The organism is Streptomyces dangxiongensis, from assembly GCF_003675325.1.
Taxonomy (GTDB): Bacteria; Actinomycetota; Actinomycetes; order Streptomycetales; family Streptomycetaceae; genus Streptomyces; species Streptomyces dangxiongensis.
The window spans coordinates 4255490-4281236 of the sequence record NZ_CP033073.1 but is presented as its reverse complement, the minus strand read 5'-3'; the positions used below and the strand labels follow the sequence as shown (position 1 = coordinate 4281236).

Genomic DNA, 25747 nt, shown 5'->3' with positions numbered 1-25747 from the left:
CTACGCAGGGGTGCCGGGGCCGGTCGGCCAGGCCGGGCGCGGGGTGCCGCGCCGCCGGGACGACAGGCCCAGGGAGGCGGTGGCCGCCGCCAACGTCATGGCGTACGAGTCCACCGCCCGCCGCACGTTGGGGGCGTCCAGGCTGGTGCCGGTGACCAGGCGGTCGAGGTCGACGTAGGCCGAACGGACGATCTCGATCCACCGGTACACCCGCCAGTCCCGCTGCCAGCCCCCGGTGAAGCGCGCGGGCAGCCGGGCGTCCCAGCGGCGGAACATGCGGTCCCGGATCTCCGGCCGGGTCGGGGTCAGGTGCATGTGCCGGACCAGCTCGTACAGCGGGTCCCCGACCAGCGCCATCTCCCAGTCGATGAGGGTGAGGGGCGGGCCGTCGCCGCGGCGCACCAGGTTCCAGGGGTTGAGGTCGCCGTGCAGCAGGGCGCAGGCGCGGTCGGTGACCCGGTGCCGGGCGAGGATCTCGCGCAGCCGGGGCGCGTCCGGCAGGCCGAGGATGCGGGCCGCCCGCTGGGACTCTGCGGGCAGGCCCGCGACCAGCGCCACCAGTTGGTCGCTGAGCCAGCCGTAGAAGCCGGGGCCGCCGGCCACCGGGTCGGTCGGGGCGTAGTCGACGCCGGTGAGCGCCGCTAGCTGGTCGACCAGGCAGTCCGCCTCGTGCGGCAGCAGTCCGTGCACCGGGTGCTCGGGGCGGCGGCCGAGGTCGCGGGCGCCCTCGTAGGTGTGGACGGTGAAGGCGTCCCCGCCGTAGCGGTGGGCGGGATCCGTGGCATGGCTGGTGCCCAGCGCGAGCACCCGGGGCGCGGCCACCGGCACCCCGGAGCGCTCGATCGCCCGGAGCACGGCGTGCTCGCTGAGGAAGCCCGTCTCGCGCCGCAGGACGACGGTCGCCTCACGGCGGACGACGACGGGGAAGGCGGTCCCGGGCACCCGGAGCACCGTGGTGAGGTGCGCGGCCCCCTTGAACACCCGGTCGGCCGGGGCGGCGCCCTCCAGGAACAGCGCGTCCGCGACCGCCGGGTAGGGGAAGTCGGGGTGCTCGGGGACGCGCCGGTCGGGGGTCCAGTCGAGGGCGCGGGCCGGTGCGGGGCGCCGGGGCACGGCCCCGGACGCCGCCCGCCGGAACAGGATCCGCTCGATCTCCCGCCGCTCGGGCACCCGGCCCAGCCGCAGCGGGCCGGCGGCGGCGCGCAGCGCGTCGCGGACGGTGGCCACCGCCGCGTCCAGGCGCCGCTGGTCGAAGGTGTCCTCCAGCGAGCGCGCCGCCCGGATGACGTCGGCGTACAGGGACCGGGCGTACTCGAAGGCGAGGTGGTGCCGCAGGTCCCGGTGGAGGCCGGCCGTTGCGGCGGGCCGTACCCGGTGCACCGCCTCGGCCCAGGCGTCGACGACCTCGGGCCGCTGGTGTTCGGGGTGGCGCGTCCGCACCAGGTGGACGGCGAGGTCGTACAGCGGGTCGCCGTAGCTCGCCTGCTCCCAGTGCACGCAGTGCGGCCGGGGGTCGCCGGCGGCCGGCCGGACGAGGTTGCCGAGGTGCAGGTCGCCGTGGATCAGCCCGTACGGCCGCCGGGTCAGCGCGGGGACGCGGTCGGCGAATCGCGACAGGGCGTCCTCGGGCACCCCGAGGGCGGTGAACAGGCCGCCGTAACGGCGCCGGTCGGGCCGGCGGACCTGCTCGTCGGCCAGGTGGGCGAGAGTGCGCAGGAAACCCTGGGAGTCGGTGTGGTTGCGCGGCCAGTGGGCCGGCAGGGGCGGCAGGACACCGCCGCGCACCTGGGCGATCGCGGCGAGCAGGTCCGCCAGTTCCCGCAGCAGCGGCCCGTCGACCGGTTCGCCGGGGCCGTGGACGTCGGCGAGCACGGTGCCGTCCACCCGGCTGTGGACGGCGTAGCCGGGCCCCGCGGCCAGGCATTCGGGCACGTTCGGCAGCGCCCTGCGCACGGCGCGCAGGATGTCCGGCTCGCTCCGCCAGGTCCGGATCACCACCGCCGCCGCGTCCGGCCGCGGCACCCGTACGGTCACCGGGGTGCCCGGCTCACGGCCGAGCAGCCCGGCCAGGGGCTCGGTGAGCGGGACGACGTGGTCGCGGCGGTGGTGGCCGCCGCTCGCCCGGCCGGCCGCGACGGCACGGGCCACGAACTCCCGGACGAGGGCATCGGTCCGGACGGTGCCGGCGTGCTTCCCGGCCACGGCGCGGGGAACGGGCGGTGCGCCCACGGGCCGCTCCGGGTAGGTCGTGCGGAAAAGGAGGGGTCGGGAAAGGCTGGTCGAGGAGGAGGGGTCGGGAAAGGCTGGTCGGGAGGCGCGGGTCCGGGGTCCCGGGACGGCGCCGCCGGGGCCCGTCGGTCGGGACGCCGGGTCCGGCGGGGGTTCGCCGCGCCCTCGCGCCCAGGACGGACGGCCCGACGGGTGGTCGGCCGCTCACCTGCGCCGAGTGTGCGCACGCGTCCCGGGCGGTGGCCCGGAGTGGCGGCATCGTAACGCACCGCAGGGCGCGGCGGCGGCACGCTAGCGGTGGGCGCCGCGGAGCAGCCGCAGCAGGGGTTCCAGTGAGCGGACGACGTGGTCCGCGCCCGCCGCGCGCAGGGCCTTCGCCTTCTGGGCGCGGCGCGCGTAGCCCAGGAAGGGTACGCCGGCCCGGCGGGCCGCGGTCAGGTCCGAGAGGGAGTCGCCGATCATCAGGGCCGTCGAGGGGGCCGCGCCCATCGCGTTGAGGGCCCGGTTGAGGCAGTGCGGGTCGGGTTTGAGGTGGTGCAGGTGTTCGGTCCGGCCGTACAGGTGCGGGGTGAAGCAGCGGGCGGTGCCGCGGGACTCGAGGTAGGTGCGGGCGGCCCGGGGTGAGTTGTTGGTGGTGACGGCGAGGTGGGCGCCGACGGCCGTCCAGGTGTGGATCAGCGGGTCGGCGTAGGCGGTGGGCAGCGCGGAGGCGGCGGCCCGCAGTTCTTCCTGGGTGAGCCGTTCCTCCAGGCCGGTGACGAGGTCGCTGCCCGGGCGGCGGCGGCCCACGGCACGCAGCACGACCTGCGGGTCCAGCGTCTCGCGTTCGGCGTCGGTGAGCAGGCCGCGCAGTCCCTGCCGCTCCAGCCACTCCACCAGGTCCGCGGCCACCCGCTCGGCCCGGTGCGTGGCGAACAGGCGGCAGATCGGCCCGTCGAAGTCCCACAGCACGAAACGGGCCGGTGTGATCAGTTCCCGTAGCTTCTCGATCTCGCTCGCAACAGAAGGCGCACCAGAAGTCGCATCAGAAGTCACTAGGAGAGTGTCAGGTCCGTGGTGATGGTTTCCCAGAGGGCGTCGAACCACTTCTGCGACTGTTCGACGAACGCCGCGTCCCGCTGTCCGGCCCGCCGCTCGAAGGAGAACAGCAGGGACTCGGAGCCGAGCGCGTCGTACATCTCCAGCGTCCCGTCGTCGGTGGACTCCTCGCGGCGCGTGACCGTGTAGTACGCGAACAGCGCCTCCGACCCGTTGAGCAGGTACAGCTTGACCGGCGGGGTGAACGGCAGCGCCCGGAACGTCACCCGGACGTCGATGCCGTGCGTGCCGCGCAGCGCCTGGAGGTTGTACTGGAGCACCTGCCCCTGGGCGTTGCGCATCGCCAGCCAGCGCTGGTGGACCGCGTCGTCGTCGCTGCCGGCGTCGACGGAGACCGGGAAGGCGAGGTTGATGTCCCGGGAGGGCAGCAGGACGCGGACGTCGACCCGGCCGGGTCGCAGCCGGCCGTCGTGGATGAGCCGCAGCGGTTCGCCGAGGGCGGGTATCAGGCTCTGCGCGGTCAGGCAGACGGCGTCGATCCGCACGTGCGGCGCGGCGAAGGCCTCGGTCAGCCGGGGGGCGAGGGCCACCATGGTCGACTGCGGCTCCTCGTGCGCGGGGGCCGGCCCGGCGACCCGGGGCGGGCTGCCCTTGCTGACATTGCTGAGCAGGCCGTCCTCCTGGAGTGCCCGCAGGGCCTGGCGTACGGCGCCCCGCTCCACGCCGAACTCACCGGCCAGCTCGGCCTGGGTCGGGAGCCGCTCACCGGCCCGCAGGGCGCCGGAACGGATGCGGTCGCGCAGGATGTCGGCGATCTGCCGCGACGTGCGCCGTCCGCTGCCGTCGACTGCCATGTTCTCCTGGGTCACGACCAAACGCTACAACCCTGATCCATCTCTGGGGAGTTGCGCGCGAGTTGTTCGCACGGACGGCCAAGTGAGAACAAGTATCGCCGAGTTGGCACGGACTCCGACGGGTTGGCAGCCCTCAGGGCGTAAGGGCCAGCTCCGAACTGATCGTCTCCCACAGCGCGTCGAACCACAGGCGGGACTGTTCCACGAACGCCGCGTCCCGCTGCCCGGTCCGCTGCCCGAAGGCGAACAGCACGGACCGGGTGCCGTCGGCGTCGTACATCTCCACGTGCTCGTGCTCGATCTCCCGCTCGCGGCGCCCCAGCGTGTAGTACGCGAACAGCGCCTCCGAGCCGTTGAGCAGGTACAGCTTCACCGGCGGGGTGAACGGCAGCGCCCGGAAGGAGATGCGCACGTCGATGCCGTGGGTGGCACGCAGGGCCAGCAGGTTCTGCCGCAGCACCAGGCCCTGGGCGTTGCGCTGGGACAGCCAGCGCCGGTGCAGCAGGCCGGCGTCGTCGGCGTCCACCGGCGCCGGGAAGGCGAGGTCGATGTTCCGGCTGGGCAGCAGCAGCCGGAGGTCGATCTTGGCCGGTTCCAGCCGCCCCGCGTGGATCTGCCGCAGCGGCTCCCCGATCGCCATCGTGAGCGATACCGCGGTCAGGCAGAGCGCGTCGATCCGCACGTGCGGTGCTGCGAAGGCGCCGGCGATCCGCGGCGCGAGGGCCACCATGGTGGGCTGCGGCGGCGCCGCCGGGCCGTCCGGGGGACGCGCGGACCCCGGGACCGCCGCCACGGTGGCGGGGCTGCCCTTGGAAACGTCGGTGAGCAGCTCCTCCGACTGGAGGATGCGCAGTGCCTGCCGTACGGCCCCGCGCTCGACCCCGAACTCGTCGGCCAGCCTCGCCTGGGTGGGCATGCGCTCGCCCGGCCGCAGCACTCCGGACCTGATCCGGTGTCGCAGTTCGTCGGCGATCTCACGGTGGGACGGGCGGTGTCGCTGGGGCCGCGTCCGCCCACTGGCCAAGGCGTGCTCCGGGTCCACCCCTGAACCCTACAACTTCTCGCCAACTTAGGGCAGTTCACCGACGGCTGGTTATGAGCCGCTTCCCGGCGGAGATAAGTACAGTGAAGTTGGCAGCCAACTTGCCCGACATGGTCGAGCCTCCCAGTGGTTGGCCGCCCGGGTTCCCTCCCGGAGGGGAGCCGGGAGCCCGGACCGGGGACGGCCACCGGAGCGCACAGCCACAACTGAACAGCTCGTACAGCCACAACCGAACATCCGCATCGCACAGCCACAACTGAACAGCTCGCTACGGATGAACAGCCAGCGCCGCCGGAAGAGGGGAGCCGCAGCGACGGTCCGGGCGGCAAGGCCGCCCGGACGGGCACACCAGGGCGCCGGCCACCGGACGGCGCCCTCTCGCCCGCCCGGCGCGTGCCGCTCACGTGCCGTCAGATCAGCAGGTCGTCGATCTGGGCCTCGCCCACCCGGTAGCGGCGCGTGATCTCCCCGCTGCAGTCGTCGGCCGTGTGCTGGAGCCGCTGGCGGCGCCGGGAGACCTCCTGCTCGTAGCAGACCAGCCGGCCCATGGCGGCGGCGAGTTCGGGGTCGGTCCGGGCCGTCAGGTCGGACAGCTCGACCTCGCCGAGCATCTCGGCGGCGAGCTGGCGGTACTCCTCGTTGTGCGGGGTGCCGAGCGTGACATGGCGGGCCGAGGAGCGCTGCCGGGCCGGGGCGTCCTGGAGGATCTCCGGGAGCCGGTCGACCACCGAGCCGTCCACGGGGGCCGGCAGGGACGTCCGGCCCCGCCGGCCCAGCTCCGCCCGCAGGATGTCGATCCGGCCCTGCAGCAGCCGCCGCACATAGCTGAGGTCCGCCTCGTCGCGCTGGGCGTCGCGGCGCAGGGCGCGCAGCTCGGGCAGGCTCAGCCGGGCCAGGTCGTGCGGCTGGGGGCGGCCCGCGCCCGGCAGGCCCGGACGGGACTCCGGTCCCGCCGTGCCGTCGGCGCGCTGTGCGGGCGGCCGGCACGCCTTCTGTGTCCCCAGCCGCCCGCTGGTACTCGGTGTGCTCATCAGGTGGTGACCGTCCCCTCGCCCGGCGTGTGACAGCATCGTGCCACCCCAACCGGCCACTATGTGACCTAGTACCCCCGAACAGCCCCAGATAGGCGGTAACAGAACCAAATTGGGCCTGCCGCGGTCCCCTCCGCGGCCCCCGGTGGCCCCCGTAACCGGGGGTGCGGCACCGGGCATGATGGTCCGCATGCGTGCGGTGGTGCAGAGAGTGGACGGCGCGAGCGTCGTCGTGGACGGCGAGACGGTGGGCGCGATCGAGGGCGAGGGACTGTGCGTCCTCGTCGGGGTGACCCACGAGGACACCCCGGAGAAGGCGGACCGGCTGGCCCGCAAGCTGTGGACGCTGCGGATGCTGCACGACGAGAGGTCATGCAGCGACACCGCCGCCCCGCTGCTGGTGATCAGTCAGTTCACCCTCTACGGCGACGCCCGCAAGGGCCGCCGGCCCACCTGGAACGCGGCGGCCCCGGGCGAGGCCGCCGAGCCGTTGGTGGACGAGGTGGTGGCCCGGCTGCGGGCGCTGGGCGCGACGGTGGCGACGGGCCGTTTCGGCGCGCGGATGCGGGTGTCGCTGACGAACGACGGCCCGTTCACCGTACTGCTGGAGGTCTAGGACACCGGGAGACCCGGGACGCCGGGAGAGCTAGGGCGCCACGACGACTTCCTGGGCGGCGGCCGTGTCGCCGGCCAGGAGCCGCGCGTCGACCGGCACGTTCCGCTTGACCAGGGCCAGGGCCACCGGCCCCAGTTCGTGGTGGCGTACGGACGTGGTGACGAACCCGATCTTCCGGCCGTCGGGCTCCTCGTCCGCGAGGCGGATCTCCGTGCCCGCCGGCGGCAGGTGGACCTCACTGCCGTCCAGGTGCAGGAAGACCAGCCGTCGGGGCGGCTTGCCCAGGTTGTGCACCCGGGCCACGGTCTCCTGCCCCCGGTAGCAGCCCTTCTGGAGGTGGACGGCCGTGCCGATCCAGCCCAGCTCGTGGGGGATGGTGCGGTGGTCGGTCTCGAAGCCGAGCCGGGGCCGGTGGTGCTCCACGCGCAGCGCCTCGTGGGCGAGGATGCCGGCGGCCGGCCCGTGTCCGGCGGCGAAGTCCTCCAGCGCGGCGCGCGGCAGGAACAGGTCACGGCCGTACGCCGTCTCGCGGACGACCGCGTCCTCGGGCGGCTCGGTGATCGAGCCGGCGGGCAGGTGGACCACGGCGATGTCGGCGGTCCGGTCGGCGACCTCCACCCGGTAGAAGAACTTCATCGACTCCAGGTACGCGATCAGCGCTTCCTGGGTGCCGGGTTCCACGTGTGCCCAGACGGTCGTGCCGTCGTCCACCAGGTACAGCGCGTGCTCGATGTGTCCGTTCGCGGAGAGGATCAGGGCCTCGGTGGCCTCACCGGCGGGCAGTTCGCTGACGTGCTGGGTGAGCAGCAGGTGCAGCCAGCTCAGCCGGTCCTCGCCGGTGACGGTGACGACACCGCGGTGCGAGAGGTCGACGAAGCCGGTGCCGTCGGCGAGGGCACGCTGCTCGCGGAACAGGTCGCCGTAGTGGGCGGCGACGCCTTCGTCCACGCCCTCGGCGGGGACGGCGCCGGGCAGGGACAACAGGGGGCTCTTCATACCGCAAGACTACGACGAGGTGGTCGAGCCCTTCAGGGAGCAGTCCTGGCACCGGCCGAAGATCGCGAAGTGCTTCAGGTCGGTGTCGAAACCGAACTGCTCGCGCAGCTTGGCTGTGAACTCCGCGGCCACCCCGGTGTCCGCCTCGATGACGTTCTCGCAGTCCCGGCACACCAGGTGCAGATGGTGGTGGCGGTCGGCGAGGTGGTAGGTGGGCGCGCCGTGGCCGAGGTGGGCGTGGCTGACCAGGCCCAGCTCCTCCAGCAGCTCCAGCGTCCGGTAGACGGTGGAGATGTTGACCCCCCGACGCCGTCTTCCTCACTTCCACGAGGATGTCGTCGGGGGTCGCGTGTTCGAGGGTGTCCACGGCTTCGAGGACAAGCTGGCGCTGCGGCGTCAGCCGGTAGCCGCGCTGCCTGAGGTCGCTCTTCCAGTCGGTGCTCACCACACTGGAAGTCTAGGACCACCCGGCCGGTGGGCCAGGGGTGACCGGTGGGGCCGGCGGTGACCGGTGGGCCGTGGGCGGCGGGGGCCTACTTGAAGAAGGCGATGCCGTCGTCCGGGAGGTCGTCCGGCAGGGCCTTCGCCCAGCGCTCGACGTCGTCGTCGGGGGTGACGACCTTTTTGAGCTGGGCCGACATGTAGGGACGCAGCGGGACCTCGGGGGTCTGCTTCTCGCCGACCCACATCAGGTCGCCCTTCACGTACCCGTACAGCCGCTTGCCACCGCTGTAGGGCTGCGAGGCGGCCGTGCGGGCGACGGCGTCCGTCACCAGGTCGATCTGGGGCTTCTTGTCGGCCAGCTCGCCGTACCAGATCTCGATGACGCCGTCGTCGCGGGTCATCGTCACCTCGACCTTGCGTTCGGCGTCGATCCGCCAGAAGCCGTGCTCGGACTCCAGCGGGCGCACCTTGTTGCCGTCGTCGTCCAGTACCCAGGTGTGGGAGCGGTACTCGAGGAAGTCCCGGCCGTCGTGGGTGAAGGCGACCTCCTGCCCGAAGTTGCACTTCTGCGAGCCGGGGAAGTCGTGCACGCCCGCGCCGGCCCAGTTGCCGAGCAGGAAAACGAGCGGGACGAGGTCCTTGTGCAGGTCGGACGGGATCTCGATCATGAGCGACAGCTTTCCTTGGGGTGGGTCAGCGCTGGCCCTGGTACAGCTTCTTCACGGTCAGACCGGCGAAGGCGAGCACGCCGACGCAGACCAGGACGAGCAGGATTTCGTAGAAGAGTTCCACGGGTGCTCCTTGAGCGAAGGTGGACGGACGACAGAGCCGCAGACCAGCTTACGCGGCCCGGGCCCCACCCTCCCGACGAGGTCGGCTCAGGTGAGCAGCTCGGTCTGGAGGGTCACGGCCTGCCGGAACGGGACGGCGTTCGTCCCGCCCTTGCGGGCCTGGGTGATGATCGCGACGGTGTCCCCGGCCACGAGGTGCGCCTGCCGGAGCTGCTCGGCGCCGTACGGCTTCATCTCCGCGCATGGCACGACGTGGCGGATGGCATGCGCATGCAGTTGGGGGCAAGCGGATTACGATTCGGTCATGGCGAAAAAGCTCGTGATCAAGGTGACGGCCGGGGCGGACGCCCCCGAGCGCTGCTCGCAGGCGTTCACGGTGGCCGCGGTTGCCGTGGCCAGTGGCGTCGAGGTCTCGCTGTGGCTGACCGGGGAGTCGTCCTGGTTCGCGCTGCCGGGCCGGGCGGCCGAGTTCGAACTGCCGCACGCGGCGCCGCTGCCGGACCTGATCGACTCCGTCCTCGCGGCCGGACGCGTCACGCTGTGCACGCAGTGCGCCGCCCGCCGGGAGATCACGGAGAAGGACGTCATCGAGGGCGTACGGATCGCGGGTGCGCAGGTGTTCGTGCAGGAGGCGCTGGCCGACGACACCCAGGCGCTCGTGTACTGAGCCCCGCCCGCCGCTCCACGGGACGGCCGCCGTCGTCCGGGCAGCCGCACCGGGGCTTCAGCGGCGCGGGCGTTTCCTGCCGTCCAGCTCGTCCCACCAGTCGTCCGACTCCGGGTCCCCCGAGGGGTCGTCCCACCAGCGGTCCTCCGGACCCCGGCGGTTGGCGACCATCGCCGCGACGGGCGGGATGACCATGGCCACGACGCACATGCCGACGGCCGCCGGCACGGACCACATGCGCACGACCCCCCACGCCAGGACGAAGAGGACGATGCAGATCCCCATCATGGCGAAGTAGAGGTGCCGCCGCCGGGCGTACATGCTTCCAGGGTAGGTCCGGCGGGCCCTGTCACAACTGATCGACAATGACCGTCCGCCCGGGACCCGGGGGGTTACCGTGGCGTAGACGTACGCATACCGACCACCGTCACCGACCCGGGGGACCCACCACATGCGCGCCCTGCGAATACTGCTGATCCTCGTCGTGATCCTGGGCGGGCTGTTCGTGATCGCGGACCGGGTCGCCGTGCACTTCGCGGAGGGCAAGGCGGCGGACAAGCTGAAGGCGTCGGAGAACCTGGCCTCCACCCCGGACGTGGACATCAAGGGCTTCCCGTTCCTCACCCAGCTTGCGGGCGGCTCCCTCGACGACGTCGAGGTCGGCATCGACGACTACCGGGCGGCGACCGGCAAGGCCGGCCAGACCATCCGGGTGGACGACCTGAAGGCCCACATGAACGGCGTGAGGTTCTCCGGCGACTACAGCTCCGCCACCGCGGACACCGCGACCGGCACCGCGACGGTCTCGTACGCCGAGCTGCTGAAGACCGCCAAGTCCGAACCGACCGAGGTGGCCCCCGGGGTCACCGCCCGGATCGTCGGGCTCTCCGACGGCGGCAACGGGAAGATCAAGGTCGCGGTGGAGGGAACCGTCTCGTCCCTCGGTCTGACGCAGACGGTGTCGGTGCTCAGCTCGGTGGCCGTGGTGAACGACAAGGTCGAGGTGCACGCGGACTCGCTGCCCAAGCTGGGCGCCGCCGCCGTCGCCGAGAGCCGTGTCCGTGAGATCACCGACTTCCAGCAGGCCATCGACCGGCTGCCCGGCGGCATCAAGCTGGACAAGGTGCAGGCCGCGTCCGACGGCGTGAAGATCAGCGTGAAGGGTTCGGACGTCAGGCTGGCGGGGTAGACGACCGGCACCGCGGGCCGGGACCGCCGGTGGACACCGATTGTCCGACTAGCGAGACGGTCACGCTCGTACCGTAGGCGCGGCGACCCGCGCGAGCGCCCGGAGGTCCACGGAGGATCGCCGGGCGCTTCCCGTATCCCGCCATTCGGACGATCGCGTCTCGCCATATGACACGCCGGTGACACGCCCGCCCGTACGTCCCTACGATCGACGGCATGAGGCGACAGGCGGATCTCACGAAGCGGCGGGCAGTGGACCTGTGCCGCGTTGCCGCCATGCTCTGTCGCCCCTTCTGAGCGGAAGCCCGGCTCCCGCATCTCACCGCCCTGTCGTCAGGGCATCCGCGCGCCGCTCGGGCACCGAGCGCGCGCCCCTCGCTACTTCGCACGCCCCGCCGTAACTGCCCCGGAGGAGAAAGAGCATGAGCCGCAGCGACGTCCTGGTCGACGCCGACTGGCTCCAGGAGCACCTGGACGACCCGACCATCGCGATCGTCGAGGTGGACGAGGACACGTCCGCCTACGAGAAGAACCACATCCGGAACGCGATCCGCATCGACTGGACCAAGGACCTCCAGGACCCGGTCCGCCGTGACTTCGTCGACCAGGAGGGCTTCGAGAAGCTCCTGTCGGAGAAGGGCATCGCCAACGACCACACGGTGATCCTCTACGGCGGCAACAACAACTGGTTCGCGTCGTACGCCTACTGGTACTTCAAGCTGTACGGCCACGAGAACGTCAAGCTCCTCGACGGCGGCCGCAAGAAGTGGGAGCTGGACGCCCGCGAACTGGTCGCCGGTGACGAGATCCCCGAGCGCCCGAAGACCGACTACACCGCCCAGCCGCAGAACAAGGCGATCCGCGCCTTCCGGGACGACGTCGTCGCCGCGATCGGCGCGCAGAACCTGGTCGACGTCCGCTCGCCCGACGAGTTCTCCGGCAAGCTGCTCGCCCCGGCCCACCTGCCGCAGGAGCAGTCGCAGCGGCCGGGCCACGTGCCGAGCGCGAAGAACATCCCGTGGTCGAAGAACGCCAACGACGACGGCACGTTCAAGTCGGACGACGACCTCAAGGCCCTCTACGCCGCGGAGGACGTCGACCTGGCCAAGGACACGATCGCCTACTGCCGCATCGGTGAGCGCTCGGCCCTGACGTGGTTCGTGCTGCACGAGCTGCTCGGCGTGGAGAACGTCAAGAACTACGACGGCTCCTGGACCGAGTACGGCTCCCTCGTCGGCGTGCCGATCGAACTCGGCTCCGGCAAGTAACCCATCCGACCGACCTTCCCGGTCAGACCCCTCTGGAGAGACAGCATGTGTGGAGCGAAGGCCGGCGGCCCGGACGCCTCGACCGTCAAGCCCGGTGAGACCACGATCCAGGGCCAGGTGACCCGCGACGGCGAGCCCGTGGTCGGTTACGTCCGACTGCTCGACTCGACCGGCGAGTTCACCGCCGAGGTGCCCACCTCCGCGACCGGCCAGTTCCGCTTCTACGCGGCCGAGGGCACGTGGACCGTGCGGGCGCTGATCCCGGGCGGCACGGCCGACCGCACGGTCGTCGCCCAGCAGGGCGGCCTGGCCGAGGTCGCCATCGCGGTCTGAGCCGCCCGCGGGCGGACCCACCGACGGCTGAGGGCCGCATCCCCTGGGTTGGACGCCAGTGGGGGGTGCGGCCCTTCGGCTGTTGCCTGACCTTCCGTCAGCCGCGCGTCCGGACGGTCGCGAGAACCACGGTCACGAGCAGCACGGCGGCACAGAGCGCGGTGAGCACGGCGCTCACCGCCGCGCCGTCGACCACCCGGTGCCGGGCCCGGCGCGGGGGACGGCCGGCGGACGGCCGGGGCGCGGGCCGGAACACGGGGACGACCGGCACCTCCCGCACACCCGGCCGGAACGGCGGCAGGGCGTAGGCCGGCCGCGGGCTCACGGCGCCCCGCGGCGAGCGCCGCCCCCACCGCACGCACTCCTCGTACGGCAGTCCCCCGGTGGCCGTCATGCCCGGTGCTCCTGTCGCCGGTGCTGACGCAGCAGCACGTTGGCGTCGGTCTCGGCGCTGCGGTCGTACGCCGTCCGCGCGTCCTCCCGCCGCTCCGCCAGCTCCGCGCAGGCGGCACAGCCGGGGACGGGGCGCGGCGGCCGGCTGACGTCGTCCAGCGGCGGCGGCAGCGAAGGCAGCGACCCGGTACGGCGGTTGACGGCCCGGACGCTCGCGCCGAGCCGCTCCCGGTCCGTGGCCGGACGCAGCGTCGCCGGGTCGGCCTCCCACTCCACCCCACCGCCGACGGGGCGCAGCATCGCGTACGGGCCCACCCGGTCGCGGTACTCGCCGACCCGGTCGGTGGCCGGGTCGTAGAGGAGACGTCCCGGCTCGTGGGGCTCCGACGTCGTTGTCATCGCGGCCTGCTCCTTTCCATGAACGCCTGAACACAGCGCATACGTAGGACTACCCTGCGTGTTCGGAATGCCTACGAGCATGGCCCACGGAAAGCGCGTTTGAGCTGCTGAGAGGCCCAAATTCAACGCTGGGCCCCTCAAATTCAACAAATTCAACAGGAGCGCGATGCCACAACGGCTGGTGATCACGGGACGGAGCCAGGAGCCGAGGGCGCGGTTCACCGAGGAGCTACGGCGCCTCAGGAACGAACGCGGCCTGTCCCTGCGGGACCTCGCCAAGGAGGTGGGCTGGGACTCGTCCCAGTTCAGCAAGATGGAGAGCGGCCAGACCCTGGGCGGGCCCGAGGTCGTACAGGCACTGGACCAGTACTACGGAACGCCGGGCCTGCTGGTGACCCTGTGGGAACTGGCGGTCGCCGATCCGACGCAGTTCAGGGAGCAGTATCGGCGGTACATGGTTCTGGAGTCGGAGGCGATGAACCTGTGGCACTACGCCGTGAGCAGGCCGCCTGGACTCCTCCAGACCGAAGCGTACGCACGCGAGGCGCTCGCGGCGGGCGGCCTTGAGGGACGGGAGCTGGACCAGCAGGTCGAAGCACGAGTCGGCCGACGCGAGTTGCTGAAGGGGGCCGACGCACCGACGTTCCGCAGCATCCTCTCCGAGGCGGTGTTGCGGACTCGGTTGCGTGACAAGCGGGAGTGGCGGAAGCAACTGGAATACCTGGCCGCAGTGTCGGAGCGCCCGAACGTCACGCTCCAGGTGCTGCCGCTCGATGCCGGTCCGCATGGTTTGGCGAGCACCGCCATGATGTTCCTCCGCCTGCTGGACAGCCGGACAGTGGCGTACGCCGAGAACGACGTCCACGGCGAACTGATCGAGGAACCAGCCATGGTTGAGCGTTTCCAGCGCACTTATGATGCGGTGCGCGACGTGGCCCTGCCCCCGGCCGAGTCGCGGACGTTCATCCTGCGGATGTTGGAGGAAATGCGGTGCGAGCCATCGACATGAGCAACGTGACATGGCGCAAAAGCAGCTACAGCAACTCCGACGGCGGCGAGTGCGTCGAAGTCTCCGACAACCTCCCCTCCGTCGTCCCCGTCCGTGACAGCAAGGCGCCCACCCGCGGAGCCCTCGTCTTCCAGGCCGGCACCTGGGCGGCCTTCGTGTCCGGGATCAAACGCGAACGCCCGCTCGGCTGACGGTTCACTCGCGAACACGCACCACTCCGCCGTGCACCTGGAGATGCGAGACCCTTACGGAATCGGCGAGGAGGCCGCCGAGGTCGGACGGTGGTGTTCCGGCTGGCGGCCCGATCCTGACCCGGCCACGTGGTGGAACGACTTCCACACCTGGGCCGTGACGCGACGGCCCGAGGGGTGGTGTTCCGCCGGGCCCACATCGTGTCGGAGCCGGTGAGCCCGTGCAGCCGTTACGAACACGCCTGCACCTTCGGCCGGGCCGGAGCTGGACGACCGTGCCGAAGTCGCCAAGCTCTGCGAGACGGCTTTCGACGCGGCCCCGACTCGCCGTACTCCTGGCAGGTCAGCCGACACCGCCGGGCGGCCGGTCAGCACCCGCACCCGGTGGCCCCACCCGGGACGGGGCCCGCGCCCATCCGGTCGGCGTCGGCCTTGACGACGTAGACCTCCCACGGCTCCTTGCCGGGGCCGTGGACCCACACCTTGTCCTGGAGGGCGTAGCAGCAGGACGTGTCGTTCTCCTCGAAGGTCGCGAGCCCGGCGTCCTTGAGGCGGGTGGTGGCGGCGGTGACCTCGTCGGTGGTGTCGACCTCGACGCCGAGGTGGTCGAGGCGGGTCTCCTGGCCGGGCTCGCCCTCGATGAGGACGAGCTTGAGCGGCGGGGTGGTGATCGCGAAGTTCGCGTAGCCGGGGCGCCGCTTGGCGGGCTCTGCGCCGAACAGCTTGGAGTAGAAGGCGACGGACGCTTCGAGGTCGGCGACGTTGAGCGCGAGCTGGACACGGGACATGACGGTCCCCCCGATCAGGTTGGATTGATGTCTGTCGATTCAAGCTTGCGCCTTGGATCGAAAAACGTCAACATAGAAGCATGTCGAAACAACAGCTTGAGGTGCTCGGCCGGGACGGCGCCGACGGATGCTGCCCCGGTCTGCTGACCGCTCCGCTGGACGAGGACCGGGCCGAGACGCTGGCGAAGGTGTTCAAGGCGCTGGGCGACCCGGTACGGCTGCGACTGCTGTCGCTGATCGCCTCCCGTGCGGGCGGCGAGGTCTGCGTCTGCGACCTCACCCCGGCCTTCGACCTGTCGCAGCCGACGATCTCCCACCACCTGAAGCTGCTGAAACAGGCCGGACTGATCGACTCCGAGCGGCGCGGGACGTGGGTGTACTACCGGCTGCTGCCCGAGACGACCGACCAACTGGCCGCGATCCTCACCCGCCCCGGAGCACTCCTGCCCGAGTCCGCCGGGGCCGCCTCGTGAGCACCGGCACCACCGCGTCGGCGCGGCCGGTCGCCGGACGGCTGTCCTTCCTGGACCGGTTCCTCGCCGTGTGGATCCTGGCCGCGATGGCCGCCGGCCTCGGCCTGGGCCGCCTCGTCCCGGGCCTGGGTGACGCACTCGCGAGGGTGACCGTCACCGGGGTCTCGCTGCCGATCGCGCTCGGGTTGCTGGTGATGATGTACCCGGTGCTGGCGAAGGTCCGCTACGACCGCCTCGACACCGTCACCCGCGACCGACGCCTGCTGATCCCGTCGCTGGTGCTGAACTGGATCGTCGGCCCGGCGCTGATGTTCGCGCTCGCCTGGCTCTTCCTGCCGGACCTGCCCGAGTACCGCACCGGGCTGATCATCGTCGGCCTCGCCCGCTGCATCGCCATGGTCATCATCTGGAACGACCTCGCCTGCGGCGACCGCGAGGCCGCCGCCGTCCTGGTGGCGCTGAACTCCGTGTTCCAGGTGATCGCGTTCTCCGCGCTGGGCTGGTTCTACCTCAGCGTGCTGCCCGGCCGGCTCGGACTGGAGCAGACCACGCTGAACGTGTCGGTGTGGGAGATCACCCGCTCCGTGCTCATCTTCCTCGGCATCCCGCTGCTGGGCGGGTTCCTCACCCGCCGCATCGGTGAGAAGGCCAAGGGCCGTACCTGGTACGAGACGCAACTGATCCCCCGGATCGGCCCGTTCGCCCTCTACGGGCTGCTGTTCACCATCGTCGTGCTCTTCGCCCTCCAGGGCGACGCCATCACCTCCCGCCCGCTGGACGTCGCCCGGATCGCGTTGCCGCTGCTGGTGTACTTCGCGCTGATGTGGGCCGGGTCCATGGCCGCCGGCCGCGCGGTGGGACTCGGCCATCCGAAGGCGACGACGCTGGCGTTCACCGCCGCGGGCAACAACTTCGAACTGGCCATCGCGGTCGCCATCGCCACGTTCGGCGCCACCTCCGGGCAGGCTCTCGCCGGAGTCGTCGGGCCCCTCATCGAGGTACCCGTCCTGATCGGCCTGGTGTACGTCGCCCTCGCCGCCCGCCGCTTCTTCCCCCAGCCCGCCCCGCCGGCCGAGACGGTCGCCGCTCCGGAAGGTTCCGCCCGTGTCTGAGTCCAAGCCGTCCGTGCTGTTCGTGTGCGTCCACAACGCCGGGCGCTCCCAGATGGCCGCCGCCGCCTTCCTCACCCACCTCTCCGGGGGCCGGGTCGAGGTCCGGTCCGCCGGGTCCGCGCCGGCCGATGCCGTGAACCCGGCCGCCGTACAGGCGATGGCGGAGGTCGGCGTCGACATGTCGGCCGAGACGCCGAAGGTGCTGACCGTCGAGGCCGTACGCGCGTCCGACGTCGTGATCACGATGGGCTGCGGCGACACCTGCCCCGTCCTCCCCGGCAAGAAGTACCTCGACTGGCAGCTCGCCGACCCCGCCGGCCAGGACGTCGACGCCGTCCGCCCGATCCGCGACGAGATCGAACGACGCATCCGCACCCTGCTCACCACACTCCTGCCGACCCCCGCCTGACCGGACCCCAGCGCGCACCTCGATGTTGCGATCGCGTCGAAGCCGATGAGGACCTTGCCGTGGGCGTTCTCGGTCGCGCAGGCCGGCCGGGCAGGTCCTAGTGGCCCAGTGCCCGTCCCATCACCCACACCACCGGTGCCGCCGCCGACAGGGGCAGGGCCACGCCCGCCGTGAAGTGGACGAAGCGGGACGGGTAGTCGTAGCTCGCGACCCGGTGGCCGATCAGCGCGCACACCCCGGCGGCCCCGCCCAGCAGCGCCCCCTTCGCGCCGAAGCCGGTCATCGTGCCGACGGCGATCCCCGCGCCCGCCGCGGCCAGCACGGACACCACGACCGACGCCGGGGTCGGCAGCGGCAGGGCGCGGGCCAGGACGGCCACGGCGACCGCCGCCGCGCCCACCGACACCGCGTGCGTGCCGGCGGCCAGGAACCCGGTCGCCAGCACGGCGAGCGCCGCCGAGGCGACCGTCGCCATCAGGCCGTACATCCGCTCATCCGCCGAGGCGTGCGAGCGCAGTTGGAGGACGAGGGACAGCAGGACCCACAGGCCGAGCGAGCCGAGGATGGCCACCAGGGCGTGGTCACGGCCGGCCGCCAGGACGGCCACGTCGGCGGTCAGCGCGCCCGCGAAGGCCAGCGCGATGCCCTGCCGGGCCGGCCACATGCCGTTCAGCCGGAACCAGCCCGCCGCCGTCACCGCCTGGAGCACCACGAGCGGCACGACGAGCGCGTACGAGCCGACCGGCGCCGTCGCGGCCAGCAGCAGGCCCAGCACGGCGGTGAGCGCCGCCGGCTGCATGCCGGGTTCTATGACCGGTGAGCGGCCCTCCAGGCGGGCCCGCTGGGCGTCGGTGATCCGCGCGTTGCCGGCGAGGGTGGCGGGGCCGTACTCCGGCCCCTCCTTGGCCGCCGGCACGGGTGCGGCAGCAGAAGCGGGCGCGGCAGCGGGCGCGGCAGCGGGCGCGGGTGCCGGGACCTGCGCCGGCGCCGGGGCGGGCTGCTGCGCGGGGGCGTAGGCCTCCCCGTACGCACCGCCGCCGTACGAGCCGTCGCCGTGGGAACCGCCGTACGAGCCCTCGTACGGCGGGTACTGCTCCTGCTGGTACTGCTGCCCCTGCCCGTACGGCTGCTGGTACGGCTGCTGGTACGCCGGCTGGGGGTACGGCTGCCGCTCCTGCCGCGGCGGATACGCCGGGTCCGGCACCGGCGCGTGCGTCTGCGTCTCCCAGGTCTGGCCCTGCCACTGCTGGGTGAGTTCCGGATCGTGCCCGGACTGCTGCCCGTGCCGCGACTCGTGCCCGGGCCACTGCTGCTGGTGCTGGTCGTAGCCCTCGTAGGGGTCGCCCTGGTACGGCTGGTCGGTCATGCTCACCCTCCTGCGAACGGCGGGAGCACTTCGACCGTGCCGCCCTCGGCCAGCCGTACCGTCTCATGCGCGCGGGTTCCGGCCGGGTCGCCGTCGACGAGGTAGGAGCACCGCTTCAGCACGCGGGTCAGCTCACCGGGGTGGCGTGCGCGCACGGCGGCCAGTGCGTCGGCCAGTGTGTCCGCCTCGTACGGCTCCTCGGCGACCTGGGCCGCGGCCTTGGCGGCGGCCCAGTACCGCACCGTGACCTTGGGCATCTCGATCCTCACTCGACGGCAGGAAAAGACATGGACAAAGACAGTGTGGGGTCAGGCTAGCCCGCCGCCGACACCGCCCAGTCCCCGATCCGGGCCAGCAGGGCGTCGTCCGCCGCGTTCTCCGCGTGGCCCATGCCCGCCTCGATCCAGAGTTCCCCGTGGTCACCGGCGGCCCCGGCGAGCATCCGGGGGTGGTCGAGGGGAAAGTAACCGTCCCGGTCGCCGTGCACGAGCAGCAGCGGGGTGGGGGCGATCCGCGGGACCGCCTGCACCGGGGAGAGCGGGACGGGGTTCCAGTCCCGGTGGTGGATGCGCGTGCGCAGACCGTAGCGGCCGACCAGGCGGCCCGCGGGGCGGGTGACCAGCCAGTGCAGGCGGCGCATGGGGGCCGTGCCCCGGTAGTACCAGCGGGCCGGTGAACTCACCGCGACCACCGCGGCGACCGCCCCCGGACGCAGCGCCGCGTGCCGCAGGACGACCGAGCCGCCCATGGAGAAGCCGACGGTCACCACGCGCGCGTGCCCGAGGCCGCGGGCCCACTCCACGGCCGCGGCCAGGTCCAGTACCTCTTTGTCTCCGACGGTGGACCGGCCGCCGGAGCGTCCGTGGCCGCGGAAGGAGAACGTGACGACCGCGCCGTGAGCGCGCAGGACACGTGCCACCCGGCGGACGTGCGGCCGGTCCACGTCACCGGTGAACCCGTGGGCGATCACGAACACCAGGTCACGGGCGGGTGCACCGGAGGCGTCCGGAACCGCGGAGGGGGCGGCGGCGCCGGGATCGTATACAACCTCGACCGCGATCCCGTCGGCCGTGCGCAGAAACGTCCGGATAGGGCCCCGTCTGCCTGTCTCGGGATTCGGACGAATGGTGGAACCTGCCACATGACCTGCCGGACGGTTGCTCATGTGGGCTATTCTGCTGGGCAGAGGACTCGGGCAGCGTAGCCCCCGGGTCCTTTCGTGCTTTCGGAAGCGTTGTATACGAAGCGGGAAACCTCAGGTGACCGCGGGTGTACGGGGCCTTCGGGATCGCAGAGCAGTGCCGCACCGCACACGTCCTCGCAGGGACCGAGGAGGAACCAGACGTATGAGTTCTCTGCTGCTCCTGACCAACGCCCTCCAGCCGTCGACGGAGGTGCTTCCCGCCCTCGGACTGCTCCTGCACAACGTGCGGGTCGCCCCGGCGGAGGGGCCCGCCCTGGTCGACACCCCGGGCGCCGACGTGATCCTGGTCGACGGCCGCCGCGACCTCCCCCAGGTGCGCAGCCTGTGCCAGCTACTGCGCTCCACCGGACCCGGCTGTCCGCTGATCCTCGTGGTCACCGAGGGCGGCCTCGCCGCCGTCACCGCCGACTGGGGCATCGACGACGTCCTCCTCGACACCGCCGGCCCCGCGGAGGTCGAGGCCCGGCTGCGGCTGGCCATGGGCCGCCAGCAGATCGTGAACGACGACTCCCCGATGGAGATCCGCAACGGTGACCTCTCGGTGGACGAGGCCACCTACTCCGCGAAACTCAAGGGCCGGGTCCTCGACCTGACCTTCAAGGAGTTCGAGCTGCTCAAGTACCTCGCCCAGCACCCGGGCCGGGTCTTCACCCGCGCCCAGCTCCTCCAGGAGGTGTGGGGCTACGACTACTTCGGCGGCACCCGGACGGTCGACGTGCACGTACGGCGGCTGCGGGCCAAGCTCGGCCCGGAGCACGAGTCGCTGATCGGGACCGTACGCAACGTCGGCTACCGCTTCGTCACACCCGATAAGCCCGAGCGGTCCGACCGGTCCACCGACAAGTCCGACCAGCCCGACCGGTCCGCCGGCGAGGCACGGGCCAGGACGGGCCGGGCCACGACGGAGGACGCCCCGACCGCCGTCCTGGACGGCGTCGAGGTCCACGCCGAGGCGTAGCCCGCGCGGGCACGGGTCCGGGCACGGTGCCCGGCCCGTCCGGCCGGGATGTGATACGCCCTGCCCAGGGCGGGTCAATCCGCGTAGACTCCGCGCGTGCCCAAGGTGACTCGGGATGACGTGGCACGGCTGGCGGGGACCTCCACCGCCGTCGTCAGTTATGTCAACAACAACGGACCCCGGCCGGTCGCCCCGGCCACGCGCGAGCGTGTCCTCGCCGCGATCAAGGAGCTGGGGTACCGGCCCGACCGGGTCGCCCAGGCGATGGCGTCCCGCCGTACGGACCTCATAGGTCTGATCATCCCGGACGCCCGCCAGCCCTTCTTCGGCGAGATGGCGCACGCGGTCGAGCAGGCCGCCTCCGAGCGCGGGAAAATGGTCCTCGTCGGCAACACCGACTACATCGGCGAACGCGAGGTCCACTACCTGCGCGCCTTCCTCGGCATGCGCGTCTCCGGGCTCATCCTCGTCTCCCACGCGCTGAACGACAGCGCCGCCGCCGAGATCGACGCCTGGGACGCCCGGGTGGTGCTGCTGCACGAACGCCCGGAGGCCATCGACGACGTCGCCGTGGTGACGGACGACCTCGGCGGCGCCCAGCTCGCCGTGCGCCACCTGCTGGAACACGGCTACGAGTACGTCGCCTGCATGGGCGGTACGGCGCAGACGCCGGCCGTCGGCGACCCCGTCTCCGACCACGTCGAGGGCTGGCGGCGGGCCATGGCCGAGGCGGGCCTGCCCACCGAGGGCCGGCTGTTCGAGGCGCCGTACAACCGGTACGACGCCTACCGCGTCGCCCTGGAACTGCTCGCCGGCCCGCACCGGCCGCCCGCGGTGTTCTGCTCCACCGACGACCAGGCGATCGGCCTGCTGCGGGCCGCACGCGAGCTGCGCATCGACGTGCCCGGGCAGCTCGCGGTGGCCGGTTTCGACGACATCAAGGAGGCCGCGCTCGCCGACCCGCCGCTGACCACGGTCGCCTCCGACCGCTCGGCGATGGCCCGGGCGGCGGTCGACCTGGTGCTGGACGACGGGCTGCGCGTCGCCGGGTCCCGGCGCGAGCGGCTGAAGACGTTCCCGTCCCGGCTCGTGGTGCGGACCTCCTGCGGCTGCCTGAGCTGACCGGCCGCGCCCCGCCGCCGGACCGCGGTGTCAGGACGGGCCGGCGGGCTCTCATACCGGGCGAAGAAGGTTCTGCCGGGCTTCTCAGGGAGCACTCAGGAAGCTCTCATGGTCGCGGGGGACTCTTCTTGTCATGACCGAGAGCCTCCGCCACAGCGGCGAGTACGGGTACGACGACCCCCAGGGCACGTACCCCCAGCAGCACAGCTACTCCGCTCCCGTGAACCCCGAGTGGCCGCCCCCGCCGCCGTACGAGCCGGCGACGGCGACCGCCGCCCCGGAGCCGGCGCCGAGCAAGCGCGCCGCCCGCCGGCCGATGGCCCTGCTCGCGGCGGTCGCGATCGTCGCGGCGGCCGTCGGCGGCGGCACCGCGTACGGCTTCCAGGAGCTGGCCGGCACTGACACCGTCGCCGGCGCCGGCGCCGGCAGCAGCACCACCGTGGTGCCCGCCGCCAAGAAGGGCGACGTCGCCACGATCGCCGCCGCGGTCAGCCCCAGCGTGGTCGAGATCAACGCGACGCTGAGCAACGGCACCTCCACCGGCTCCGGTGTGGTCATCACCTCCGGCGGCGAGATCGTCACCAACAACCACGTCATCTCCGGCGCCACCTCGATCAAGGTGCGCACCAGCGACGGCAGCGGATACACCGCCCGGGTCGTCGGCACCGACAGCTCCAAGGACCTCGCCCTGATCAAACTCCAGGGCGCCTCGGGCCTGCGGACGGCCGCGCTCGGCGACTCCGGCAACGTCCAGGTCGGTGACACTGTCGTCGCGATCGGCTCCCCCGAGGGCCTGACCGGCACCGTCACCAGCGGCATCGTCTCCGCCCTGAACCGGGACGTCACCGTGCCCACCGAGGAGAGCCAGAGCCAGGGCCAGGGGCAGGGCGGCGACGGGCAGTGGCCGTTCCAGTTCGGCGGCCGCGAGTTCAACGGCGACACCGGCTCGTCCACCACCACGTACAAGGCCATCCAGACCGACGCGTCCCTGAACCCCGGCAACTCCGGCGGTGCGCTGATCGACGCGAGCGGTCACATCATCGGCATCAACTCCGCGATGTACGCGTCGAGCGCCCAGTCGTCCTCGTCCTCGGACGCGGGCAGCGTCGGCCTCGGCTTCGCCATCCCCGTGAACACCGTCAAGTCCGACCTGGCCAAGCTGCGGTCGGGTGCACAGAACTGACGCCCGCCCGGCCGGCACCCGTCCGGCCGGCGTCCGTCCAGCCAGCAGGGAGCACGTCATGATCCAGCAGGTTTCGCACCAGGAAGCGGGCCGCGGCCCGGCCGACCTGACCGTCGCCCTGTCGGTCGCGCACGAGCTGCACGCGTCCACCGGGGCCGACCGCGCCCCCGAGGTCGTCCCCACCCCGGTCCCCCAGTTGATGGGCCTGCGCACCTCCGCCGCCCGGCCGCACCGGCGCAAGGTGCCGCTGAACCGGCTCAACACGATGCGCAACCTGAGCGCGCTCGGCGTCTGAGGCCCGGCCTGCCCGCCGTCCGGCCCGGGGCCGTGCGAGGCTGGACGCCCCCGACCGGCCCACCCACCACACCCCGAGGAACCGCGAGCGATGAGCCCCGCCGAAGGCGACCGTGACTCCCAGCGCATCCTGATCGTCGACGACGAACCGGCCGTACGCGAGGCACTCCAGCGCAGCCTCGCCTTCGAGGGGTACGACACCGAGGTCGCCGTCGACGGCGCGGACGCCCTGGACAAGGCCACCGCCTACCGGCCGGACCTGGTCGTCCTCGACATCCAGATGCCGCGCATGGACGGCCTGACCGCGGCCCGCCGCATCCGCGGCGCCGGTGACACCACCCCGATCCTGATGCTCACGGCCCGCGACACGGTCGGCGACCGGGTCACCGGCCTCGACGCCGGCGCCGACGACTACCTGGTCAAGCCCTTCGAGCTGGACGAACTCTTCGCCCGCATCCGCGCGCTGCTGCGCCGCAGCTCCTACGCGGTCACCGTGTCCGCCGAGGCGCAGCAGGACGACGCCCTCACCTTCGCCGATCTGCGCATGGACCTGACGACCCGGGAGGTGACGCGCGGCAGCCGGCAGGTGGAACTGACCCGCACCGAGTTCACGCTCCTGGAGATGTTCATGGCCCATCCGCGCCAGGTCCTCACCCGCGAGCAGATCCTGAAGGCCGTCTGGGGCTTCGACTTCGAGCCGTCGTCCAACTCCCTCGACGTCTACGTCATGTACCTGCGCCGCAAGACCGAGGCGGGCGGCGAGCCGCGCCTCGTGCACACCGTGCGCGGGGTGGGTTACGTCCTGCGCCAGGGCGGCGCCGAGTGAACCAGCTTGTGCGCCGGTACCGGGCCCTGCCGATCCGCGCCCGGCTGGCGGTGCTGGTCGCGGCGGCGGTCGCGTTCGCGGTGGCGGCGGTCTCGGTGACGTGCTGGTTCATCGTGCAGGGCAAGCTGTACGACCAGCTCGACGAGGACCTGAAGAAGTCGCTGCGGGCCACGACGCAGACGGACCAGCTCCAGGACACCCTCGACCACTGCACCGACACCCCGCCGAGCAACGGCCTGTTCCGGGACCGGTACTCCCAGGTGGTCACCGAGGACGGCCGGGTCTGCCTGTTCGGCGGCGCCTCGGGCCGGATCCGGGTCACCCAGGGCGACAGGTCCGAGATCAAGGACCTGAAGCCCCGCGTCATCTACTTCCGCAACGGCACCGACAGCGAAGGCAACGAGCTGCGCGTGCTCACCCAGCCGTTCGGCCCCACCTCCACCGCGAGCGGCACGCCCGGACCCAACATCGGCGTGCTCGTCGCCCTGCCGCTCAAGAGCACCGAGAAGACCCTCAACGACCTGGCCCTGGTCCTGCTGCTGGTGTCCGCGATCGGTGTCGTCGGCGCCGGAGCCGCCGGCCTCGCGGTCGCCCGGGCCGGGCTGCGTCCGGTCGACAAGCTCACCGAGGCCGTGGAACACGTGGCCCGTACCGAGGATCTGACGATCCGCATCCCCGTCCAGGACGACAGCGAGGACGAGGTGGCCCGGCTCTCCCGGTCGTTCAACTCGATGACCGCCTCCCTCGCCAGCTCCCGCGACCTCCAGCAGCAGCTCATCGCGGACGCCGGCCACGAACTGCGCACGCCGCTGACGTCGTTGCGGACGAACATCGAACTCCTCAGCCGCAGCGAGGAGACCGGCCGGCCGATCCCGCCGGCGGACCGCAAGGCGCTGCTCGCCTCGGTGAAGGCGCAGATGACCGAGCTGGCCGCCCTCATCGGCGACCTCCAGGAGCTGTCCCGCACGGAGAACCAGCGCGGCGAGCGGGTCCAGGTCACCGGGTTCCAGGACGCGGTCGAGGCGGCCCTGCGCCGGGCGCGGCTGCGCGGCCCGGAACTGACGATCACCGCCGACCTGGAGCCCTGGTTCGTCCGCGCGGAACCCTCCGCGCTGGAGCGGGCGATCGTCAACGTCCTCGACAACGCGGTGAAGTTCAGCCCCGGGGGCGGCACGGTCGACGTGCGGCTGAGCAAGGGCGTGCTGACGGTCCGCGACCACGGTCCCGGCATCCCCGAGGACGAACTGCCGTACGTCTTCGACCGGTTCTGGCGCTCCCCCAGCGCCCGCGCCCTGCCCGGCTCGGGCCTCGGCCTGTCGATCGTCGCCCGTACGGTCCGGCAGGCGGGCGGCGAGGTCACCCTGACCCGCGCGGAGGGCGGCGGCACGGTGGCGACCGTACGGCTGCCCGGGGCGCCGATCCCGCCGCCGGAGACACCGGCCGGCTGACCGCGCGCCCCGGCTCCGGCGGCGTGCACCGGCGCCGCCGTACCTCCACTCCCAGCGGCAACCTTCTCCCGTCCC

General features: G+C 72.3%; 34 protein-coding genes and 1 pseudogene. 19 read left to right on the top strand and 16 right to left on the bottom strand.

All coding sequences use genetic code 11. From position 1 onward, the window contains the following. The 5 genes from D9753_RS19180 to D9753_RS19160 all read right to left on the bottom strand — a co-directional run bounded on the left by D9753_RS19180 (window position 1) and on the right by D9753_RS19160 (window position 6194). Entirely contained in the window at window positions 1–2229 is a 2229-nt protein-coding gene (locus D9753_RS19180; protein WP_121788111.1) for a phosphotransferase family protein, read from the bottom strand. Window positions 2230–2520: 291 nt separating this feature from the next. After that, the gene (locus D9753_RS19175; protein ID WP_240468221.1) at window positions 2521–3264 is read right to left on the bottom strand and encodes an HAD family hydrolase; all 744 of its coding nucleotides are present in this window, start codon (window positions 3262–3264) and stop codon (window positions 2521–2523) included. Continuing rightward, window positions 3264–4142, bottom strand: a complete 879-nt coding sequence (locus tag D9753_RS19170; RefSeq protein ID WP_240468220.1) for a GntR family transcriptional regulator — start codon at window positions 4140–4142, stop codon at window positions 3264–3266. Before D9753_RS19170 ends, D9753_RS19175 begins: the two co-directional genes overlap by 1 nt. Window positions 4143–4254: 112 nt before the next feature. After that, complete coding sequence (locus tag D9753_RS19165; protein ID WP_121788109.1) at window positions 4255–5163, bottom strand: winged helix-turn-helix domain-containing protein; 909 nt, start codon at window positions 5161–5163, stop codon at window positions 4255–4257. 410 nt (window positions 5164–5573) lie between these two features. Continuing rightward, window positions 5574–6194 (bottom strand): RsiG family protein, encoded by a 621-nt coding sequence (locus D9753_RS19160; protein ID WP_121788108.1) that lies wholly within the window; start codon window positions 6192–6194, stop codon window positions 5574–5576. A 190-nt stretch (window positions 6195–6384) separates the two neighbouring features. On the opposite strand from D9753_RS19160, the gene dtd reads away from it, so the two are divergent. Beyond that, the gene (gene dtd / locus D9753_RS19155) at window positions 6385–6810 is read left to right on the top strand and encodes a D-aminoacyl-tRNA deacylase (protein ID WP_121791157.1); all 426 of its coding nucleotides are present in this window, start codon (window positions 6385–6387) and stop codon (window positions 6808–6810) included. Between the two features lie 30 nt (window positions 6811–6840). Here the strand turns inward: dtd and ygfZ are convergent, their stop codons facing one another. From ygfZ to D9753_RS36600, 4 genes and pseudogenes are all read right to left on the bottom strand, one after another. Then, window positions 6841–7806: a CAF17-like 4Fe-4S cluster assembly/insertion protein YgfZ gene (ygfZ, locus tag D9753_RS19150; RefSeq protein ID WP_121788107.1), complete on the bottom strand. Its 966-nt coding sequence runs from the start codon at window positions 7804–7806 to the stop codon at window positions 6841–6843. A gap of 9 nt (window positions 7807–7815) precedes the next feature. Continuing rightward, window positions 7816–8254: pseudogene (locus D9753_RS19145) on the bottom strand (Fur family transcriptional regulator). An 85-nt stretch (window positions 8255–8339) separates the two neighbouring features. Continuing rightward, window positions 8340–8918 (bottom strand): FABP family protein, encoded by a 579-nt coding sequence (locus tag D9753_RS19140; RefSeq protein WP_121788106.1) that lies wholly within the window; start codon window positions 8916–8918, stop codon window positions 8340–8342. A 210-nt stretch (window positions 8919–9128) separates the two neighbouring features. Beyond that, on the bottom strand, window positions 9129–9275 hold the full coding sequence (locus D9753_RS36600; protein ID WP_163010734.1) for a hypothetical protein: 147 nt from the start codon (window positions 9273–9275) through the stop codon (window positions 9129–9131). A gap of 70 nt (window positions 9276–9345) precedes the next feature. Here D9753_RS36600 and D9753_RS19130 point away from each other — a divergent pair, with 70 nt between their 5' ends. Further along, window positions 9346–9708 carry a DsrE family protein gene (locus D9753_RS19130; protein ID WP_121788104.1) on the top strand — a complete coding sequence of 121 codons (363 nt, stop codon included), beginning with the start codon at window positions 9346–9348 and terminating at the stop codon, window positions 9706–9708. 57 nt (window positions 9709–9765) lie between these two features. Here D9753_RS19130 and D9753_RS19125 read toward each other — a convergent pair whose 3' ends face one another. Continuing rightward, complete coding sequence (locus D9753_RS19125; protein WP_121788103.1) at window positions 9766–10029, bottom strand: DUF3099 domain-containing protein; 264 nt, start codon at window positions 10027–10029, stop codon at window positions 9766–9768. Window positions 10030–10159: 130 nt separating this feature from the next. Here D9753_RS19125 and D9753_RS19120 point away from each other — a divergent pair, with 130 nt between their 5' ends. From D9753_RS19120 to D9753_RS19105, 4 genes are all read left to right on the top strand, one after another. Then, the gene (locus tag D9753_RS19120; protein WP_121788102.1) at window positions 10160–10897 is read left to right on the top strand and encodes an LmeA family phospholipid-binding protein; all 738 of its coding nucleotides are present in this window, start codon (window positions 10160–10162) and stop codon (window positions 10895–10897) included. Between the two features lie 215 nt (window positions 10898–11112). After that, window positions 11113–11193, top strand: a complete 81-nt coding sequence (locus tag D9753_RS39365) for an Ms5788A family Cys-rich leader peptide (protein WP_351055874.1) — start codon at window positions 11113–11115, stop codon at window positions 11191–11193. A 125-nt stretch (window positions 11194–11318) separates the two neighbouring features. Further along, the gene (locus D9753_RS19110) at window positions 11319–12164 is read left to right on the top strand and encodes a sulfurtransferase (RefSeq protein WP_121788101.1); all 846 of its coding nucleotides are present in this window, start codon (window positions 11319–11321) and stop codon (window positions 12162–12164) included. Window positions 12165–12209: 45 nt separating this feature from the next. Further along, the gene (locus D9753_RS19105) at window positions 12210–12497 is read left to right on the top strand and encodes a DUF1416 domain-containing protein (RefSeq protein ID WP_121788100.1); all 288 of its coding nucleotides are present in this window, start codon (window positions 12210–12212) and stop codon (window positions 12495–12497) included. Window positions 12498–12594: 97 nt separating this feature from the next. Here D9753_RS19105 and D9753_RS19100 read toward each other — a convergent pair whose 3' ends face one another. Beyond that, window positions 12595–12891 carry a hypothetical protein gene (locus D9753_RS19100; protein ID WP_205614198.1) on the bottom strand — a complete coding sequence of 99 codons (297 nt, stop codon included), beginning with the start codon at window positions 12889–12891 and terminating at the stop codon, window positions 12595–12597. Continuing rightward, window positions 12888–13289: a hypothetical protein gene (locus tag D9753_RS19095; RefSeq protein ID WP_121788099.1), complete on the bottom strand. Its 402-nt coding sequence runs from the start codon at window positions 13287–13289 to the stop codon at window positions 12888–12890. The genes D9753_RS19100 and D9753_RS19095 overlap by 4 nt, the downstream gene beginning before the upstream one ends. A 166-nt stretch (window positions 13290–13455) precedes the next feature. Between D9753_RS19095 and D9753_RS19090 the strand changes: the two genes are divergently transcribed. Genes D9753_RS19090 through D9753_RS39045 form a run of 4 tightly spaced genes read left to right on the top strand, consistent with a single transcriptional unit; the run spans window position 13456 to window position 14933 of the window. Beyond that, entirely contained in the window at window positions 13456–14298 is an 843-nt protein-coding gene (locus tag D9753_RS19090; protein ID WP_121788098.1) for a helix-turn-helix domain-containing protein, read from the top strand. Further along, on the top strand, window positions 14289–14489 hold the full coding sequence (locus tag D9753_RS19085; RefSeq protein ID WP_394346810.1) for a DUF397 domain-containing protein: 201 nt from the start codon (window positions 14289–14291) through the stop codon (window positions 14487–14489). The genes D9753_RS19090 and D9753_RS19085 overlap by 10 nt, the downstream gene beginning before the upstream one ends. Beyond that, window positions 14392–14706 carry a DUF6879 family protein gene (locus D9753_RS39360; RefSeq protein WP_394346724.1) on the top strand — a complete coding sequence of 105 codons (315 nt, stop codon included), beginning with the start codon at window positions 14392–14394 and terminating at the stop codon, window positions 14704–14706. The genes D9753_RS19085 and D9753_RS39360 overlap by 98 nt, the downstream gene beginning before the upstream one ends. Then, entirely contained in the window at window positions 14619–14933 is a 315-nt protein-coding gene (locus D9753_RS39045) for a DUF6879 family protein (protein ID WP_394346723.1), read from the top strand. Before D9753_RS39360 ends, D9753_RS39045 begins: the two co-directional genes overlap by 88 nt. On the opposite strand, the gene D9753_RS19080 is transcribed toward D9753_RS39045, so the two are convergent. Next, window positions 14858–15277: an ArsI/CadI family heavy metal resistance metalloenzyme gene (locus tag D9753_RS19080; protein ID WP_121788096.1), complete on the bottom strand. Its 420-nt coding sequence runs from the start codon at window positions 15275–15277 to the stop codon at window positions 14858–14860. The two genes, D9753_RS39045 and D9753_RS19080, sit on opposite strands and share 76 nt — an antisense overlap. A gap of 80 nt (window positions 15278–15357) precedes the next feature. Here D9753_RS19080 and D9753_RS19075 point away from each other — a divergent pair, with 80 nt between their 5' ends. Genes D9753_RS19075 through D9753_RS19065 form a run of 3 tightly spaced genes read left to right on the top strand, consistent with a single transcriptional unit; the run spans window position 15358 to window position 17271 of the window. Next, window positions 15358–15750, top strand: a complete 393-nt coding sequence (locus D9753_RS19075) for an ArsR/SmtB family transcription factor (RefSeq protein WP_121788095.1) — start codon at window positions 15358–15360, stop codon at window positions 15748–15750. Next, complete coding sequence (gene arsB, locus D9753_RS19070) at window positions 15747–16862, top strand: ACR3 family arsenite efflux transporter (protein WP_121788094.1); 1116 nt, start codon at window positions 15747–15749, stop codon at window positions 16860–16862. Before D9753_RS19075 ends, arsB begins: the two co-directional genes overlap by 4 nt. Beyond that, window positions 16855–17271 (top strand): arsenate reductase ArsC, encoded by a 417-nt coding sequence (locus tag D9753_RS19065; RefSeq protein WP_121788093.1) that lies wholly within the window; start codon window positions 16855–16857, stop codon window positions 17269–17271. The genes arsB and D9753_RS19065 overlap by 8 nt, the downstream gene beginning before the upstream one ends. Before the next feature lie 97 nt (window positions 17272–17368). Here D9753_RS19065 and D9753_RS19060 read toward each other — a convergent pair whose 3' ends face one another. The 3 genes from D9753_RS19060 to D9753_RS19050 are packed head-to-tail and all read right to left on the bottom strand — an operon-like array spanning window position 17369 to window position 19802. Next, a complete protein-coding gene (locus tag D9753_RS19060) occupies window positions 17369–18637 on the bottom strand; it encodes a hypothetical protein (protein WP_121788092.1) in 1269 nt (422 codons plus the stop codon). Window positions 18638–18639: 2 nt separating this feature from the next. Continuing rightward, window positions 18640–18894, bottom strand: a complete 255-nt coding sequence (locus D9753_RS19055) for a MoaD/ThiS family protein (protein ID WP_121788091.1) — start codon at window positions 18892–18894, stop codon at window positions 18640–18642. A gap of 56 nt (window positions 18895–18950) precedes the next feature. Continuing rightward, on the bottom strand, window positions 18951–19802 hold the full coding sequence (locus tag D9753_RS19050; RefSeq protein WP_121788090.1) for an alpha/beta hydrolase family protein: 852 nt from the start codon (window positions 19800–19802) through the stop codon (window positions 18951–18953). A gap of 181 nt (window positions 19803–19983) precedes the next feature. Here D9753_RS19050 and D9753_RS19045 point away from each other — a divergent pair, with 181 nt between their 5' ends. From D9753_RS19045 to D9753_RS19020, 6 genes are all read left to right on the top strand, one after another. After that, window positions 19984–20799 (top strand): response regulator transcription factor, encoded by an 816-nt coding sequence (locus D9753_RS19045; protein ID WP_121788089.1) that lies wholly within the window; start codon window positions 19984–19986, stop codon window positions 20797–20799. Between the two features lie 96 nt (window positions 20800–20895). Then, the gene (locus D9753_RS19040; RefSeq protein WP_121788088.1) at window positions 20896–21921 is read left to right on the top strand and encodes a LacI family DNA-binding transcriptional regulator; all 1026 of its coding nucleotides are present in this window, start codon (window positions 20896–20898) and stop codon (window positions 21919–21921) included. A gap of 133 nt (window positions 21922–22054) precedes the next feature. Then, complete coding sequence (locus tag D9753_RS19035) at window positions 22055–23104, top strand: S1C family serine protease (protein ID WP_121788087.1); 1050 nt, start codon at window positions 22055–22057, stop codon at window positions 23102–23104. 58 nt (window positions 23105–23162) lie between these two features. After that, the gene (locus tag D9753_RS19030; RefSeq protein WP_121788086.1) at window positions 23163–23399 is read left to right on the top strand and encodes a hypothetical protein; all 237 of its coding nucleotides are present in this window, start codon (window positions 23163–23165) and stop codon (window positions 23397–23399) included. 90 nt (window positions 23400–23489) lie between these two features. Next, entirely contained in the window at window positions 23490–24224 is a 735-nt protein-coding gene (locus tag D9753_RS19025) for a response regulator transcription factor (protein ID WP_121788085.1), read from the top strand. Beyond that, a complete protein-coding gene (locus D9753_RS19020) occupies window positions 24221–25672 on the top strand; it encodes a HAMP domain-containing sensor histidine kinase (protein ID WP_121788084.1) in 1452 nt (483 codons plus the stop codon). Before D9753_RS19025 ends, D9753_RS19020 begins: the two co-directional genes overlap by 4 nt. Window positions 25673–25747 lie beyond the last annotated feature (75 nt).

Excerpts from the sequence above, each read along its gene's own strand:
- D9753_RS19110 (WP_121788101.1), top strand. The coding sequence starts at position 11,319 with ATGAGCCGCAGCGACGTCCTGGTCGACGCCGACTGGCTCCAGGAGCAC.
- D9753_RS19130 (WP_121788104.1), top strand. The coding sequence starts at position 9,346 with ATGGCGAAAAAGCTCGTGATCAAGGTGACGGCCGGGGCGGACGCCCCC.
- D9753_RS19075 (WP_121788095.1), top strand. The coding sequence starts at position 15,358 with ATGTCGAAACAACAGCTTGAGGTGCTCGGCCGGGACGGCGCCGACGGA.
- D9753_RS19080 (WP_121788096.1), bottom strand. The coding sequence starts at position 15,277 with ATGTCCCGTGTCCAGCTCGCGCTCAACGTCGCCGACCTCGAAGCGTCC.
- D9753_RS39365 (WP_351055874.1), top strand. The coding sequence starts at position 11,113 with ATGAGGCGACAGGCGGATCTCACGAAGCGGCGGGCAGTGGACCTGTGC.
- D9753_RS19060 (WP_121788092.1), bottom strand. The coding sequence starts at position 18,637 with ATGACCGACCAGCCGTACCAGGGCGACCCCTACGAGGGCTACGACCAG.
- D9753_RS19140 (WP_121788106.1), bottom strand. The coding sequence starts at position 8,918 with ATGATCGAGATCCCGTCCGACCTGCACAAGGACCTCGTCCCGCTCGTT.
- D9753_RS19100 (WP_205614198.1), bottom strand. The coding sequence starts at position 12,891 with ATGACGGCCACCGGGGGACTGCCGTACGAGGAGTGCGTGCGGTGGGGG.
- D9753_RS19050 (WP_121788090.1), bottom strand. The coding sequence starts at position 19,802 with ATGAGCAACCGTCCGGCAGGTCATGTGGCAGGTTCCACCATTCGTCCG.
- D9753_RS19045 (WP_121788089.1), top strand. The coding sequence starts at position 19,984 with ATGAGTTCTCTGCTGCTCCTGACCAACGCCCTCCAGCCGTCGACGGAG.
- D9753_RS19120 (WP_121788102.1), top strand. The coding sequence starts at position 10,160 with ATGCGCGCCCTGCGAATACTGCTGATCCTCGTCGTGATCCTGGGCGGG.
- D9753_RS19125 (WP_121788103.1), bottom strand. The coding sequence starts at position 10,029 with ATGTACGCCCGGCGGCGGCACCTCTACTTCGCCATGATGGGGATCTGC.
- D9753_RS36600 (WP_163010734.1), bottom strand. The coding sequence starts at position 9,275 with ATGAAGCCGTACGGCGCCGAGCAGCTCCGGCAGGCGCACCTCGTGGCC.
- D9753_RS19035 (WP_121788087.1), top strand. The coding sequence starts at position 22,055 with ATGACCGAGAGCCTCCGCCACAGCGGCGAGTACGGGTACGACGACCCC.
- D9753_RS19025 (WP_121788085.1), top strand. The coding sequence starts at position 23,490 with ATGAGCCCCGCCGAAGGCGACCGTGACTCCCAGCGCATCCTGATCGTC.
- D9753_RS19055 (WP_121788091.1), bottom strand. The coding sequence starts at position 18,894 with ATGCCCAAGGTCACGGTGCGGTACTGGGCCGCCGCCAAGGCCGCGGCC.
- ygfZ (WP_121788107.1), bottom strand. The coding sequence starts at position 7,806 with ATGAAGAGCCCCCTGTTGTCCCTGCCCGGCGCCGTCCCCGCCGAGGGC.
- D9753_RS19030 (WP_121788086.1), top strand. The coding sequence starts at position 23,163 with ATGATCCAGCAGGTTTCGCACCAGGAAGCGGGCCGCGGCCCGGCCGAC.
- dtd (WP_121791157.1), top strand. The coding sequence starts at position 6,385 with ATGCGTGCGGTGGTGCAGAGAGTGGACGGCGCGAGCGTCGTCGTGGAC.
- D9753_RS19105 (WP_121788100.1), top strand. The coding sequence starts at position 12,210 with ATGTGTGGAGCGAAGGCCGGCGGCCCGGACGCCTCGACCGTCAAGCCC.
- D9753_RS19090 (WP_121788098.1), top strand. The coding sequence starts at position 13,456 with ATGCCACAACGGCTGGTGATCACGGGACGGAGCCAGGAGCCGAGGGCG.
- D9753_RS19160 (WP_121788108.1), bottom strand. The coding sequence starts at position 6,194 with ATGAGCACACCGAGTACCAGCGGGCGGCTGGGGACACAGAAGGCGTGC.
- D9753_RS19095 (WP_121788099.1), bottom strand. The coding sequence starts at position 13,289 with ATGACAACGACGTCGGAGCCCCACGAGCCGGGACGTCTCCTCTACGAC.